Genomic DNA, 14,578 nt, shown 5'->3' on the forward strand with positions numbered 1-14,578 from the left:
GAGAGCCTAGTATGTATAGACCCTGACTTGTGATGTTAGACCTGCTCACTCAATTAGTTAATCCTTGTATGCTAAATTACTCTCAGCGTCAAATCCATAAACAGGTCATACCAAGAAAAATGGTCGGCTAACTGACAAAAAAAGCACAATTACTTTTATTAATATTTTGATTTAAAATGAATATTTTTTATTTGATTAAATATCGCTCAGTTGAGGTGTAATAAAAATTACGAGTTCTCTTCGGCTGTGTTGTTCTCCTTTTTGGTTAAATAATGAACCTAATAGAGGAATTTCCGATAAGTAGGGGACTTTTTGCAGGTTTGCGCCTTTTTTCTGTTGAAAAATCCCGCCCAGAATCAAGGTTTCCCCGTTTCTGACCGTAACTTGAGTCATAATTTCTTGTTTATCAATGGCCAGATTTTCATTTCCTCCCTGATTTATGGGAAAGCCGGGCGCGTTCTGGCTAATTTTCAATGCCAGACGAATTTTCCCCTGCCTTAAAATATGTGGGGTAACTTCCATACCTAATACCGCTTCTTTGAATTGAATGGTTGTTTTTCCCTTCTGTTGAACAACATAAGGAATGTCTGAACCTTGTTTGATACTGGCGGGCTGTTGATGTGAAGCGGTCAGCCGCGGGCTGGCAATGATATCGAGCTGGTTTTCTTGTTCCAGTGCACTTAGCTCCATTTCCAACAGATTTGAGTGGATACGGGCAGTATTCAGTACTAATCGATGGCGCTGAATACCTGCGGGCTGATGTAGGTTCAAGCGATTTAGACCTATTGAGCGATTCAGTGGATCTGCGATCATGCCCCAATGAATGCCAAGTTCGTGCAGGGCTTCCCTGCTGCTAGTAACAATATGAGCAGTAATCTGTACTTGTTGTTTTGGAGTATCGACTTCTTTCAGCCAATTTTTGATACGGGTAATAGCATCAAACTTATCTTCTAATATCAAGCTGTTGGTTAAAGGATCGTGTTCAACCTTCCCCCATTTTGTCAGCAGGGCCGGAAGATTTTTCTGTAATTGTTCTGCAATCTGCCCTGCATCGGCATATTGCAGGGCTATTGCTTGATATTCGATCTCCTGTTCTTGCTCATTATGTTCGACCAAAGAAAAATCAGTATCGTCCTCTTTTGGGGTTACGGGAGGCAAGAATGGGTTTCTCACTGACATTTCGAAAGTTGATTCTTCCTCTGTATTGTTTTCTAATAAATTGCTTTCTAATAAATTATTTTCTAATGCACTATTTTCTAAACAAAAACTGAAAGTGGGTAACAGCAGGAAGGCTAGCAGGATAAAAACATTTCTGTTCATGATTTCTCCTCATGGACAGGATCTGGTTTTATCCTGTTTGGCTGAGTCATTTCCGGCAGGGGAATATCTGACAAAACCATGCGGACAGTCAGCCAATTATCGGCAGGCGTAATCGTGAGATGTTTGATTAATAATGGTGGCTGCAATTGCTGAATTTCATTCAGGAAATGGAGAAATTGAACATAATTCAGCGACAGCATGATATGCCAGAAAACTTGATTGTTTTCTTTGTGTGTTTTCCATTCAATCAATTGACTGCCTGAGTGAATGAGTGGCGAATGCAGTCGTTTGAGCACGGTAGTGTGTTTAGGGGGAATTTGATTATCTTGACCAAGCTCCACGGTTGTCCTCTGGATTTTCTGTTGAATATCAGACAGAGGCGGCAACTCAGTCAATTGCTGTTGAAATAGCCTTGTACTGTGTTGTTGTTCCGTAATATTGTTTTGCAGAGTATCAATTTCATACTGATTTTCCTGCCAAACAAGAAAATAGAACCCCAATAGTAATGGAAGGGTGAACAATTGCTGCAAGAGAGCTAACAGCCACGCAGGCCGGTGAAACCATTCAAGGTAGTTATTTCCCATTGGATTCTCCTGTCAGCCAATCTGCATCAATAGTAAAGGCCTTAAGGTAATCCTCAGTTGTGGTCATTTTTTTCAGCTGTACATTGATAAGCTCAGTATTGTCTGTCAGGTTATCCAGCAAATCGGAAATATCCGCGTAGTTTTGGCTGTGAGCCGTAAAAATTAACCGTCCACTGTCGTCGCTGAATGCGGTGAGCCAGCTTTTTTCTGGTAACACTTGGGGAAGTTGACGAAATAACTGTAAATACCGTTGGTTCTGTTCCATGAACACCTGTTTTTTCCTTAATTGTTGTGTCAGTTGGCTATGGTGAAGCACCGCCTGGTCTGTTTCTTGAATAATTTGTTGTAATTGAGCCAATTGATACCTAATTTCCGTTAATTTCCCGCGATATTGCTCCATTAGGTTTGTTTGCTGAGCAGAAATGAACACTAAAACCGTTACCCATATACTGACTTGCAAGCAGAGTAATAATCCCCATGTCTGACATTTGCGATTTAACCTTTTTTGTCGCCAAGGTAAGAAATTGATTTGATGTATCATTGGTCATCCGGCCTGAGAGCCAGACCTGCGGCAATGGTAAATGCCTTAATTTGCTCTGGTAATGGGGGGTGATAATGGCGAAATGCTGCCAAAATTTGCCAGAGATTAGCAGCCTCTGGTGGTGCTGACATCGTTTGCTCCTCATCACTGTAATAAACTGCATAATTTTCAGTCTCTGGCGTCATGGGTAGCTGGCTGATGATTTGAGCGAGATGGGGATAAGATTGTGACGTCACCAGCCCGTAGCTAAAAGGGTGATTGGCGGGGGCGACCCATAGCCAATCTGTCGTGCGTTTGTGAACCAGCCAACTGTCGTCAGGAACGCCGGCGCATTTGGCAACATAACGTAACGCACAGGGAGAAATATCAATTGCATCAAGGGGTAAATTGATATCTTCAAATAAATTCAGCCAGAGATTGAGATCTTTTTGGCGGGTAGCACTGATGCAAACCTGCTGGCCATGAACCCGGTAGTCCAATGCAAGATCGCTGACAGGAAATTGTTTTCCGGCGTTGGCGTGCACAAACCAGCCAAGTTCTGGCTCCTGCAATACCGTATGGCTGGGTAAGGCTATCTGCCGCTGTAAGGTTTGCTGAACAGGGAGAGCTAATCTCAATTTAATATTTTTAGGTAATATTTGTCTCCACTGCATTAAAATATGAAGCAATTTTTCAGGATGTTGCAGCCGTCCTCCTGAGATAATTTCGTTCGATAGGCGATATTGCCAGCAATGTCGAAGTTGCCAGCCATCACGACGTTTAGTGGCTGCAAGAGCACGAATATAATGATCTTGGATATCCAGTCCGATATACCATTTAGATGGATACATGCAGAGATCTCCTTATCTGCTAGTTATTTGCTATTAAAAGCAAAGCAAAGCAAAGTGGTCGTTCATGAAAGTCGTTATTTATGACAACCGTATTAATGAAAGGTCATATCCATGGTGCTGTATAACCTTTATACTAAGTCCTTTCTACTGAGTCTTTTATACAACAACGTACTGCCTTTTATACTACGTACTAATCGTTTATAAACTGCCCGATTAACATGGCGTGAGAAATTTCAGGTGAAGTTCATAAAGTATTTTTTGATCCTTATCGTTGTTTGCATTTTATTGGGAACCGCCTCGATTTTTGGTTTATACAAATATATCGAGCCGCAGTTGCCTGATGTCGCGACTTTGAAGGATGTCCGGTTACAGACACCTATGCAGGTGTTCAGTGCTGATGGCGAATTGATAGCCCAATATGGTGAAAAGCGTCGTCTGCCTCTTACCCTATCCGAAATGCCTCCTCTAATGGTGAAAGCGTTTATTGCCACAGAAGATAGCCGTTTTTATGAGCACCACGGCGTTGATCCTATCGGGGTTATCCGAGCGGTTTCCGTTGTGATGACTTCGGGTCACGCTTCCCAAGGGGCAAGTACTATCACTCAGCAGCTTGCGAGAAACTTTTTCCTCAGCCCAGAGAAGACACTGATACGTAAGGCGAAAGAAGCGTTTTTGGCAATTAAGATCGAACAATTGTTGACGAAGGATGAAATCCTTGAGCTATATCTCAACAAGATCTATCTCGGTTATCGTGCCTATGGGGTCGGGGCTGCTGCTCACGTCTATTTTGGCAAGAATGTCAATGAGTTGACGTTGAGTGAAATGGCGATGATTGCCGGATTGCCGAAGGCGCCTTCAACGTTTAACCCGCTTTATTCCTACGAGCGGGCAGTCAACCGCCGCAATGTGGTGCTGGGGAGGATGTTGGAAGAGGGATATATCACCCGGCGCCAGTATGATGAAGCCAGAGACGAAAAATTGGTCGCCCGTTATCATACTCCACAGATTGTTTTCTCCGCGCCTTATCTGACTGAAATGGCACGTCAGGAAATGATCAATCGTTATGGCGAAAATGCTTATACCGATGGCTATAAGGTTTACACCACGATTACGCGCAAGACCCAATTGGCGGCTGTTGATGCTGTTCGTTCCAATGTGATTGATTATGATGTTCGTCATGGTTATCGCGGTGCGCAGGAAGTGTTGTGGAAAAGCAGCCAACCGGCATGGAGCCAAGCGCAGATTATCGATAAGCTGAAAACCTTGCCTAAATACGGCCCTCTGATCCCGGCAGTTGTCACAACCTCCAACGCCAATCAGGCAGAGGCGATGCGGGTGGATGGCAGTAAAGTTGAGTTGACGATGGCAGGGGTCCGTTGGGCACGTCCGTTCAAAACTGACAGTCTGCAAGGCGCTGTACCTCGTAGCGTCAATGAGGTCATTCAGGCCGGTGAGCAGATTTGGGTGAGAAAAGTCAACGACACCTGGTGGTTGGCGCAGCTCCCTGATGTCAATGCCGCATTGGTTTCCATCAATCCGATAAACGGTGCGGTAGAAGCGCTGGTGGGTGGATTTGATTTTGAGCTGAGTAAATTTAACCGAGTGACACAATCACTGCGTCAGGTCGGTTCCAATATCAAACCGTTCCTGTATGCCGCCGCGATGGACAAGGGACTGACGTTAGCTTCATTGCTGAATGATGCACCAATCAGCCGTTGGGATGCCGGAGCCGGGACGGACTGGCGTCCGAAAAACTCACCAGCGACTTATGATGGGCCAATTCGCCTGCGTCAGGGATTTGGGCAATCCAAAAACGTGGTGATGGTTCGTGCTATGCGTGCAATGGGAGTCGATTATGCCGCTGATTATTTGAAGCGTTTTGGTTTGCCGGGGGAAAATGTTGTACGTACAGAATCCTTAGCTTTGGGATCGCCTTCTTTTACCCCGATGCAATTGGTACGCGGCTATGCGGTGATGGTGAATGGCGGTTATTTGGTTGATCCTTACTTCATCAGCAAAATTGAAAATGATGAAGGGAAAGTGTTGTTTGAAGCCAAGCCTAAAACTGCCTGTCCGCAATGCGAAAATATTCCGGTGATTTATGGTGATACGGGGCGTTCCATCGAATTGTCCGAAGATTCCATTGAAAATGTGACGCACTCTGATATGCCGCAAAATTCAGCTTTGCCGCCTCAACCTGATCTGGAGGGGGTATCGGCCAATGTGAATGTTAATGACCAGCAGTATGCTCCTCATGTTATCAATACACCGCTTGCGTTTTTGATGCGTGATGCGATGAACACCAATATATTTGGTGAACCGGGTTGGATGGGAACAGGCTGGCGTGCTGCCCGTGATTTGAAGCGCCGTGATATTGGCGGTAAAACGGGGACGACGAATAGTTCGAAAGATGCGTGGTTCTCTGGTTATGGCCCGGATATTGTCGCGACAGCTTGGATTGGTTTCGATGAACACAGTAGAAGTTTGGGACGCACACCGATATTAAAAGGGGAAGGGGGGGCTAAAACGGCTCAACCCATCTGGGATGATTTCATGAAAGCCGCGCTGGAAGGCGTTCCTGAGAAAATGATGGAGCCGCCTGCCGGTATTGTATCCGTCACGATTGATCGGGTGACAGGCAAGTTATCCAACGGTGGCGGAAATACCCGTAAAGAATATTTTATCGAAGGGACACAACCGACGGAATATGCTGTACCGGATGTGGGAACGACAGTCACTGAAAATGGCGAAAGCCATGAGTTGTTCTGATTGATTCTGAGGCAGTAAGATAATGAAAAAGCCCTGTCAGAAAACTGACGGGGCTTTTTATTACCAATGGATTATCAATAATTGGCTTCAGATAAACCGGGAAACCGTGATTCTATCGTAGTATGTTCCGGCGCACTTTCTGGTTTACCGTACCGATTCGGCCTTACTACATGCTGGCTGCTCCCGTGACACACTCTATTGGCATCGTCAGGTGCAGGTGCCGGCCCGGTTGCGAGAGAAATATCAGATAACACTCAGCAATGGAGTGAAAAACATCTGGCTACGGGAAAAATGATTCAACTGAACGTATCAACTACCGGAGTTTTGCAACAGCGCCATATAACTTTAGCCATCCAACGCCTATCAATTATCTAATAAACAAATACACGCCAAGGCATCGCTCATCTGGCACTGTTCCATCAACGTCAATAAATTATCATTGATGCCAGTGACATGCATTTTCATGGAAAAATAGGCACTGAATATCAACTGAACGTCTTTTTCCGTCATCATCCGTTTTTCCACAATTGCGAGCGCCGATAAATTGGTGCGTAGATAGAAATAATCCATCACCAATAAACTAAAGTGCGTCAATGCGTTATGTTGCCCTTTCACATCCCCATTAAAATTTGAAACATGCGGGAACTGGCTGTGATAAAGCAGATAAGAAAATAGATTACGTAACACACTCGGTTCCTTCATACAGGAGTCCTGTGTCAGCAAATGCCATGTCTCCCGTAACCGTGCCATATTGTCTTCTGTTCGTTTCTGCGTTTGGTTTTCATCCAATTCCAGTTGATTAAGCGTATTCACATACGTGGATAACAAGAAGTCACCGCCACGTGATAGCTCATAAATAAATTTACCGTATACGCCTAATACTGCGGTCTGAAATGCCACCGAAGAATGCGGTAGCTTACGTCGCTCTTCTGTTAGTTCGCCATTCTGTAAAGCAGCCAGTAAAAATTCGAATATCCCCTGAATTCGATCGAAATTTGCTTCTATCTCAAAATTGACTTTCTCCAGGAAAATCAGTAATTGCATGGTGGCATAAAGATTATCGTCAAATTGCGGTGATGACGCTTGAATAAGATTTAGACACCAAAGGTAAACAAGGTATTGAGGATCGGTCAAATCCGATTTTTTCGGTGCTTTCGCCAGGTAATGGTCTTCTTCTGTCAGTTGCATCGCATCTGCTGAAAAAAGAAGTTGCCGGATAACTTCAGGACAAGATAAGGAGAGACGTTTGAATGTTACATTACTGTACTCAACTTCACTACGCGGATATTCCCGACATGTATCACTCATCGCCGAAGGGCCGAGCTTGCAATAAATATTGCACAGCCGCTCTTCTGTCAGAAACGGACAGGCTTTTTGCTCATTTAAACGGATATAGGCATAGTTTCCTTTTTTCTCCGATTTCAGTACATGTGTCTGCGCGACTTGTTTGATTTCGATGCTGTCGGCATGGTGATATTTTTTATATGTTTTTTTATCCACACTGATGAACCAATCCTGGCAGCAATGTGAAATGCAATCAGAACCGACACACTGAAAGCGTTTAATAAACATCGGCGTGATGATTTTATGAATGAACATGATAGCGAGAGCTCGTGATGAATGTATAGAATGTATACATCAGGGTAACACGTAGGATTATCTCGGAATGGGCGAAGAGACTGAGATTTATTGCATTTATTACCTCATTAAATCATCTCCCTGTAACAGTGCCACTCAGTTCAGCAGTGGTAAGTGTAACGCAATGTTGGTATAGGAAACCTCATTTCGAATAGAGCCGGGTTTCAAGATTGCTGAATTACACTACGGCCTGTCAATATTCGTTATCCAACCTAAAATATATTTATGCTCTGATCGTTTATTAAAAAATTATTCTGTTTCAATGGGGTTAATTGAGAGCAGTGACTCTTCGACGAAGGTTATGCTTTTATATGGGAGTTAATTCTAAGAAAAATAATAAATATGTTTATTTATTATTTTTGATAAAGTAAGTAAATTTTATGGAATATTATTTAACTATCATAAGATATAAGAATAAAATAAAACCCTACTTTATTTAGGTGATTATTTTTTATTATCGTATTTGCTGAAACGGGTATTGAAATATCAACTTTAATACCCGTTTCGGAAATTAATTTACCTGAAATTCCTCATTATTTTTTTGCTTGCAGGTAGCGTTGGGCAAAAAATAAGGCACTGACGTTTCTGGCTTCGTTGAAATCAGGATGTTCCAACAGTGACATCATTTCAGAGACAGGCCAGCGTTTCTGCACCAAGGGTTCGGGTTCATCACCTTCCAGGCGTTCGGGGTACAGATCGTGAGCAATCACAATATTCATCTTGCTGGAAAAATAGGAAGGCGCCATCGTCAATTTCGCCAGAAGTTCCAATTTTCCCGCTCCGAAACCAATTTCTTCCTTTAATTCCCGATTGGCGGCGTCAAAAACACTTTCCCCGGCATCAATGGCTCCTTTTGGAAAGCCTAACTCGTATTGTTCAATACCTACAGCATATTCGTGAATAAGGATTAACTCATCGCCGATGATGGGAATAATCAGAACGGCTTCACGATTAGTCGGCTTCATACGCTCATAAACGCGTTTTACACCGTTGCTGAATTCAAGATCAACAGATTGAATATTGAATAAACGTGAGTGGGCAATGTCATTAACATTCAGTATCTTAGGTTTTTTCTGATCTATCATGCTTGCCCCTGATTGTTGTCATATGCTGGCTAATTGAAAACAGTAATGCGCCCAATTAATGAGATCTTCTCGGCTAATTCAGGTCTTGTGGTTAAATTGGAGACGCATCTAAACTTTGCTTTAATATGGCTGATTATGTTAGTAAATGATAGCGATTATCGCTTGAATGTATTTTTGTTACTATCTTACTCTTACAAAAAAAACTTTATTTTATGGAAAGGTATGAGAAAATTTATATAACCTTTTGTAAATAAAATTAAAATGGAAGGCAAGAATAGGAATAGCCTGATTCTGATTGTTTCACGAGATTGTTATTCTGCCAGTCGCTGTATTGCTGTCATGGGCGTGGGGAAAAAAATGAGCTCATTGGTCATTATATTGGCTACTTTTATCATTAGCCTGATTATAATGGCTTCCTTTCTGAATTTCAGGTGGAAGCGGCTTGATAACGTGCGTTATCTACCGTCGATGGTCAAAACAGCCAGACGTAAATTGGAGGCTGATGAATATCAATCCATAGAATCTTACTTGAGAAATGCTCATCTTCTGATGAAGCAAAGTAGCCGACATCAGGCAGGCTATCCGGCGTTACCTGTTAAAAGTGATAATGTTTATATCACCAGCCACCCTATTACCCGTTTTTCTGCCGCCAGAGATGAATCTCACCATTGGCGTTATTATGTTGATGAAACGGAAATACATTTCCCTGTTTTTCTTGAGCCATTTATCACGCAGCAGAATACGATTGAAATTATTCAGACAAGCTCAATGCCGATTGTCATCGCTGTCAATGGTCACTCTCTGAAAGATTATCAGCAGGATCTGTCCATCACGCGGGCGATAGCAAAAAAAGAGCATGCTTCCATCCAAAAAAATGGTAATTCAAGTGCTAACTTACTGTATATCCGCAAGGAGACATTAGAAGAATATCGCCTGAGACATTCAACAGGGATTCAGGAAGGCATTCTCATGAGTATGGGGCTTTCGATATGGTTTGTTGCCCTTTTCTTGCCCATACCCATGTTCCCATGGTTAATGTCGGTTGCGTTCTTAGGCATATTGGGCAGTTTCTGGCCGCACTTTCGGTTGCCTTCGGGCCGAAAATTATCCAATATTCATTGTTTCAGCGGTATTCCCAAACGTTGGGGAGTCTTCAGTGAGTTTGAACCAGAGCAAAGAAAAAATATTTCACTGGGCGGTATTGATCTCATTTATCCGGCGCATTGGGAACCCTATGTTTTCCACGATCTTGACCAGAATACAGATATAGACATGTACGCCAACTGCCATGTTACCCGGCAGGGGCGCTATCTTTCCTTACATGAAGAAGAAAAACACTACCCTTATCAGCGCCACCGGAAAAATTTGATATTGGTGGTTTTCTCTGTATTGGCCATGTCATTGCTTTATTTTTACCAGCCCGTGAGTTTATCCATGCGGCTCAGTTTGGCTTGGTTATATGGCAACAATACTAAAGTTATTACCAGTTTTACTGAGCTGCAAAAAATGCCGTTGAAGCCAGGAGATGTCTTGAAGGTCAAAGGTGTCGGGATGTGTTATATGCCGCCCGATAGAGCATATGGGGGCGATATCTCGTACTTCGCTGCATTCGATTGCTACGGTGTCTATTGGAACAGTGAAACGCCATTACCAATACTGGAATCTAAAGCCGTTGAGAAGTCGGCTGCGCTGATTAAAATGGTTAATGAGCAATTGCATCCGTTTTCAAATAACAGGAAGATCAACCCAAGTCTGGATGAAGCTATTGTTAAATCCGGTATGATCCTGCTCGATAACTTTGCTCCAATCGTTTTAAAAACGCACAGCTTATGTCAGAACGAGCCTGAGTGTAACCGCCTTAAAAACGCACTTGCCAATTTAGGGAACGCCAAGAATTGGAATACGCTATTAAACGATGCCAAAAAAGGAAAGCTGGATGGAACCAAAGTGTTATTGCGTTCTGCCAGTGCGGATGCGTTAGAAAAACTGGTTGATACGACGACGGCATCATTTATCTATAGGGAAATGGATAAAATTACCACTCTGATAAATAGTCCATCGCCGGGAGGTGTTTTGCTGATTAGTGCAGAGCAGAGAGAATTGATCGAATATCCGATGCGGGTAGGCAATATGTATGAACATACTGCTCTGGAACGATGGCAGGAATTAGAAGAAGTTTTAGGATTACTGATGAGGACGCCATTCGAAACAGGGGGGATCGTGACGGAATTGTCCGAGGACGCAAATGGGACCCGCCAGATCACGCTGCATCGTGAACCCGATACCAAGACTCTCATTCGTTATCTGGGCAGTTGTTTGCTGTTGGCAATATTGCTGACGACGTTCACGATCAACATGATACTGGTTATAAAGAAAAAGCAGAAAAACCGGCGTCGTCTCCAGCATATCACTCAATACTACGATAACTGTTTCAAATCATCTTCATCGCCGATGGATTGGCGATAATCCGATGGGCTGTGTTACCCTCAGTCCGTTTTTTGCCGGCTCCGATTAGGCAGTGGGACCCGATAATTGGGAGAAGCTATCATGTTGAATTCAGACACCGATCAGGCTGTGCGCCTTGATAAATGGCTGTGGGCTGCCCGTTTTTACAAGACCCGTTCCATCGCACGTGAAATGATTGAAGGGGGTAAAGTCCATTATAATGGGCAGCGGAGTAAGCCGGGTAAACTGGTTGAGTTGAACGCAAAGATCAAACTGCGTCAGGGCAATGATGAGAAAACGGTAATCGTCCTGGCATTGAACAGCCACAGACGTAGCGCTACCGAAGCGCAGCAACTTTATCAGGAAACGGCAGAAAGTATTATCAATCGGGAAAAAATGGCATTGGCCCGTAAAATGAATGCGCTGACGATGCCGCACCCTAATCGCCGTCCAGATAAAAAAGAACGGCGCACACTGATTAAATTCAAGAACACAAAATTAAATGAGGCGGGATAACCGTCTCAGTGAAATGAGAGAAATTTATGACCAAGCATGACCAATTACACCGCTTTTTATTTGAAAGCTACTCTGTCAGGGGGGAACTCGTCTCCGTCAGCGAGACTTACCAGCGGATGCTGGAAAATCATCATTTCCCTCAACCTGTGCAGCTGCTATTGGGTGAATTGTTGGTCGCAACCAGCCTGTTGACAGCGACATTGAAATTCAATGGGGATATCACCGTACAGATCCAGGGTGATGGTCCGGTCAAGTTAGCGGTAATTAATGGCAACAACCAGCAACAGATGCGCGGCACTGCACGCATTGATGGTGATATTAGTGCAGCCAGCAGTTTGAGAGACATGATAGGCAATGGCTATATGGTCATTACTGTTACCCCTACAGAAGGTGAGCGCTATCAGGGGGTTGTGGCTCTGGAAGGCGATACGTTGGCAGATTGTCTGGATGCTTATTTCAGACAGTCTGAGCAGTTACCAACCCGCTTGTTTATTCGTACCGGAATGCAGGATGGAAAAATGGCTGCGGGTGGCATGTTATTGCAGGTTTTGCCGAGTGTACAAGAAGGCAGCGAGGATATGCTTGACCATCTGGTGCAACTTACTGCAACCATTAAGGGTGAAGAACTGTTTGCTCTGGATCCGAAAGAGATTTTGTATCGTCTTTATCATGAAGAAGATGTCACGCTCTATGAGCCTCAGCAGGTTGAATTTCGTTGCACATGTTCCCAACAACGTTGTGCTGATACGTTAGCGACATTACCCGATGCTGACCTTCAGGAAATTTTGCACAACGATGGCAAAATCGATATGGAGTGTGAGTTCTGCGGGATGCACTATATTTTCGGTGAGAAAGAGGTCAGTGAAATAAAAGCGACGAAAAAAGAGCAGTCGCACTGATGAAATATATGTACTGATTAGGTGGTTGCACTATTCGTGCCTAACTCGTGCATAACAGTTTTTCATGGGGCGTAAAATACGCCCTTTTTATTATTTGCCCTTCTTTCATTCATTCCGTGCCCTGTGTCTCATATAAACTCAAAAAAAGTCATGTAATTCCAATTTTTTGATAACAATCGCTGTTAATTAGTCATAATTATTTATTATCCCCCGCAGAGATAGAGATAAAGTATAACTGACCAGGAGCAACAAATGAGCGTTACAGGCATTACTGAGCAGGAACTTGCGGTTTATGGTATTCGTGGTGTTAGTGAAATTGTTTATAACCCAAGTTATGAATTGTTATTCTCTGAAGAAACCCAATCCTCGCTACAGGGATATGAGCGCGGCACGCTCACTAATCTTGGTGCTGTCGCAGTAGATACAGGTATTTTTACAGGACGTTCCCCGAAAGATAAATACATTGTCCGTGATGATGTTACTCGCGATACCGTATGGTGGGCTGATCAGGGTAAAGGTAAAAATGATAACAAACCGCTCAGTCAGGAAACCTGGTCTCATCTCAAGGGGTTAGTTACTCAACAACTTTCAGGCAAACGTTTGTTTGTTGTGGATACTTTCTGCGGAGCCAATGAAGATACGCGCCTGAAAGTGCGTTTTATCACCGAAGTTGCCTGGCAGGCTCATTTCGTGAAAAACATGTTTATCCGCCCATCCGATGAAGAACTGGTCGGTTTCACGCCTGATTTTATTGTGATGAATGGCGCCAAGTGCACGAACTCACAGTGGAAAGAGCAAGGGCTGAATTCTGAGAACTTTGTTGCTTTTAACCTGACAGAGCGTATGCAGTTAATCGGTGGTACTTGGTACGGCGGGGAAATGAAAAAAGGGATGTTCTCAATGATGAACTACCTGCTGCCACTGAAAGGTATTGCTTCCATGCACTGCTCTGCCAATGTGGGTGAAAAAGGCGATGTCGCTATTTTCTTTGGGCTTTCTGGTACTGGCAAAACAACACTTTCCACTGATCCGAAACGTAAATTGATCGGTGATGATGAACATGGCTGGGATGATGACGGCGTGTTTAACTTTGAAGGTGGTTGCTATGCGAAAACCATCAACTTGTCCAAAGAAGCCGAGCCGGATATCTATCACGCTATTCGCCGTGATGCCTTGCTGGAGAACGTCACAGTGTTGGCAGATGGCACGGTTGATTTTAATGATGGCTCTAAGACAGAAAATACCCGCGTCTCTTATCCTATCTATCACATTGACAACATCGTTAAGCCCGTATCAAAAGCAGGACATGCGACTAAAGTGATTTTCCTGACAGCAGATGCTTTTGGTGTGCTGCCTCCGGTTTCCCGACTGACTCCAGAGCAGACGCAATATCACTTCCTGTCAGGTTTTACCGCGAAATTGGCGGGAACTGAACGTGGTGTGACGGAACCAACACCCACTTTCTCTGCTTGCTTCGGTGCGGCATTCCTGTCACTGCATCCGACTCAATATGCAGAAGTGCTGGTTAAGCGCATGCAGGCATCGGGCGCGAAAGCTTATCTGGTCAACACTGGCTGGAATGGTACAGGCAAACGTATTTCTATCAAAGATACCCGTGCGATTATCGATGCTATCTTAAGTGGTGACATTGAAGACACAGATACCATTGAACTGCCGATTTTTGATTTGACGGTTCCAACTTCATTGCCGGGTGTCGATACCGGTATTCTTGATCCACGCAACACCTACGCGGATAAATCCGAATGGGAAGTTAAGGCGAAAGATCTGGCACAGCGCTTTGTCGACAACTTCGATAAATATACTGATACCGCTGCGGGAGCCGCGCTGGTGAAGGCTGGCCCTAAACTGTAAATTCTGTTTAAAAGCTATTCCTATGAAAGAACCCTATCCGGCTGGATAGGGTTCTTTCTTAAGTGATATTTTTCAATTC

General features: G+C 43.8%; 11 protein-coding genes. 5 read left to right on the forward strand and 6 right to left on the reverse strand.

Features of this window, described 5'->3' with window-relative positions; genetic code table 11:
• Positions 1-195: 195 nt before the first annotated feature.
• The 4 genes from Xmir_RS02145 to pilM are packed head-to-tail and all read right to left on the reverse strand — an operon-like array spanning position 196 to position 3,275.
• Entirely contained in the window at positions 196-1,320 is a 1,125-nt protein-coding gene (locus Xmir_RS02145; RefSeq protein ID WP_099112816.1) for a secretin N-terminal domain-containing protein, read from the reverse strand.
• Positions 1,317-1,904 (reverse strand): hypothetical protein, encoded by a 588-nt coding sequence (locus Xmir_RS02150; RefSeq protein ID WP_099112817.1) that lies wholly within the window; start codon positions 1,902-1,904, stop codon positions 1,317-1,319. The genes Xmir_RS02145 and Xmir_RS02150 overlap by 4 nt, the downstream gene beginning before the upstream one ends.
• Positions 1,894-2,445 carry a PilN domain-containing protein gene (locus tag Xmir_RS02155; protein ID WP_099112818.1) on the reverse strand — a complete coding sequence of 184 codons (552 nt, stop codon included), beginning with the start codon at positions 2,443-2,445 and terminating at the stop codon, positions 1,894-1,896. Before Xmir_RS02155 ends, Xmir_RS02150 begins: the two co-directional genes overlap by 11 nt.
• Entirely contained in the window at positions 2,442-3,275 is an 834-nt protein-coding gene (gene pilM, locus Xmir_RS02160; protein ID WP_099112819.1) for a type IV pilus biogenesis protein PilM, read from the reverse strand. The genes Xmir_RS02155 and pilM overlap by 4 nt, the downstream gene beginning before the upstream one ends.
• 237 nt (positions 3,276-3,512) lie before the next feature.
• On the opposite strand from pilM, the gene mrcA reads away from it, so the two are divergent.
• Positions 3,513-6,044, forward strand: a complete 2,532-nt coding sequence (gene mrcA, locus Xmir_RS02165) for a peptidoglycan glycosyltransferase/peptidoglycan DD-transpeptidase MrcA (protein ID WP_099112820.1) — start codon at positions 3,513-3,515, stop codon at positions 6,042-6,044.
• Between the two features lie 363 nt (positions 6,045-6,407).
• Here mrcA and fliB read toward each other — a convergent pair whose 3' ends face one another.
• The gene (gene fliB, locus Xmir_RS02170; protein WP_099112821.1) at positions 6,408-7,643 is read right to left on the reverse strand and encodes a flagellin lysine-N-methylase; all 1,236 of its coding nucleotides are present in this window, start codon (positions 7,641-7,643) and stop codon (positions 6,408-6,410) included.
• A 572-nt stretch (positions 7,644-8,215) separates the two neighbouring features.
• Positions 8,216-8,767 (reverse strand): ADP compounds hydrolase NudE, encoded by a 552-nt coding sequence (nudE, locus tag Xmir_RS02175; protein WP_099112822.1) that lies wholly within the window; start codon positions 8,765-8,767, stop codon positions 8,216-8,218.
• Positions 8,768-9,124: 357 nt separating this feature from the next.
• Between nudE and Xmir_RS02180 the strand changes: the two genes are divergently transcribed.
• The 4 genes from Xmir_RS02180 to pckA all read left to right on the forward strand — a co-directional run bounded on the left by Xmir_RS02180 (position 9,125) and on the right by pckA (position 14,499).
• On the forward strand, positions 9,125-11,233 hold the full coding sequence (locus tag Xmir_RS02180; protein ID WP_099113069.1) for an IgaA/UmoB family intracellular growth attenuator: 2,109 nt from the start codon (positions 9,125-9,127) through the stop codon (positions 11,231-11,233).
• Positions 11,234-11,314: 81 nt separating this feature from the next.
• Positions 11,315-11,728 (forward strand): ribosome-associated heat shock protein Hsp15, encoded by a 414-nt coding sequence (gene hslR / locus Xmir_RS02185; protein WP_099112823.1) that lies wholly within the window; start codon positions 11,315-11,317, stop codon positions 11,726-11,728.
• A 26-nt stretch (positions 11,729-11,754) separates the two neighbouring features.
• Positions 11,755-12,627, forward strand: a complete 873-nt coding sequence (gene hslO, locus Xmir_RS02190) for an Hsp33 family molecular chaperone HslO (RefSeq protein WP_099112824.1) — start codon at positions 11,755-11,757, stop codon at positions 12,625-12,627.
• Positions 12,628-12,879: 252 nt separating this feature from the next.
• On the forward strand, positions 12,880-14,499 hold the full coding sequence (gene pckA / locus Xmir_RS02195) for a phosphoenolpyruvate carboxykinase (ATP) (protein WP_099112825.1): 1,620 nt from the start codon (positions 12,880-12,882) through the stop codon (positions 14,497-14,499).
• Positions 14,500-14,578 lie beyond the last annotated feature (79 nt).

This window comes from Xenorhabdus miraniensis, from assembly GCF_002632615.1.

Bases quoted from the DNA above. Each gene is read 5' to 3' on its own strand.
- Xmir_RS02145 (WP_099112816.1), bottom strand. From the start codon at position 1,320: ATGAACAGAAATGTTTTTATCCTGCTAGCCTTCCTGCTGTTACCCACT.
- Xmir_RS02150 (WP_099112817.1), bottom strand. From the start codon at position 1,904: ATGGGAAATAACTACCTTGAATGGTTTCACCGGCCTGCGTGGCTGTTA.
- Xmir_RS02155 (WP_099112818.1), bottom strand. From the start codon at position 2,445: ATGATACATCAAATCAATTTCTTACCTTGGCGACAAAAAAGGTTAAAT.
- pilM (WP_099112819.1), bottom strand. From the start codon at position 3,275: ATGTATCCATCTAAATGGTATATCGGACTGGATATCCAAGATCATTAT.
- fliB (WP_099112821.1), bottom strand. From the start codon at position 7,643: ATGTTCATTCATAAAATCATCACGCCGATGTTTATTAAACGCTTTCAG.
- nudE (WP_099112822.1), bottom strand. From the start codon at position 8,767: ATGATAGATCAGAAAAAACCTAAGATACTGAATGTTAATGACATTGCC.
- Xmir_RS02180 (WP_099113069.1), top strand. From the start codon at position 9,125: ATGAGCTCATTGGTCATTATATTGGCTACTTTTATCATTAGCCTGATT.
- hslR (WP_099112823.1), top strand. From the start codon at position 11,315: ATGTTGAATTCAGACACCGATCAGGCTGTGCGCCTTGATAAATGGCTG.
- hslO (WP_099112824.1), top strand. From the start codon at position 11,755: ATGACCAAGCATGACCAATTACACCGCTTTTTATTTGAAAGCTACTCT.
- pckA (WP_099112825.1), top strand. From the start codon at position 12,880: ATGAGCGTTACAGGCATTACTGAGCAGGAACTTGCGGTTTATGGTATT.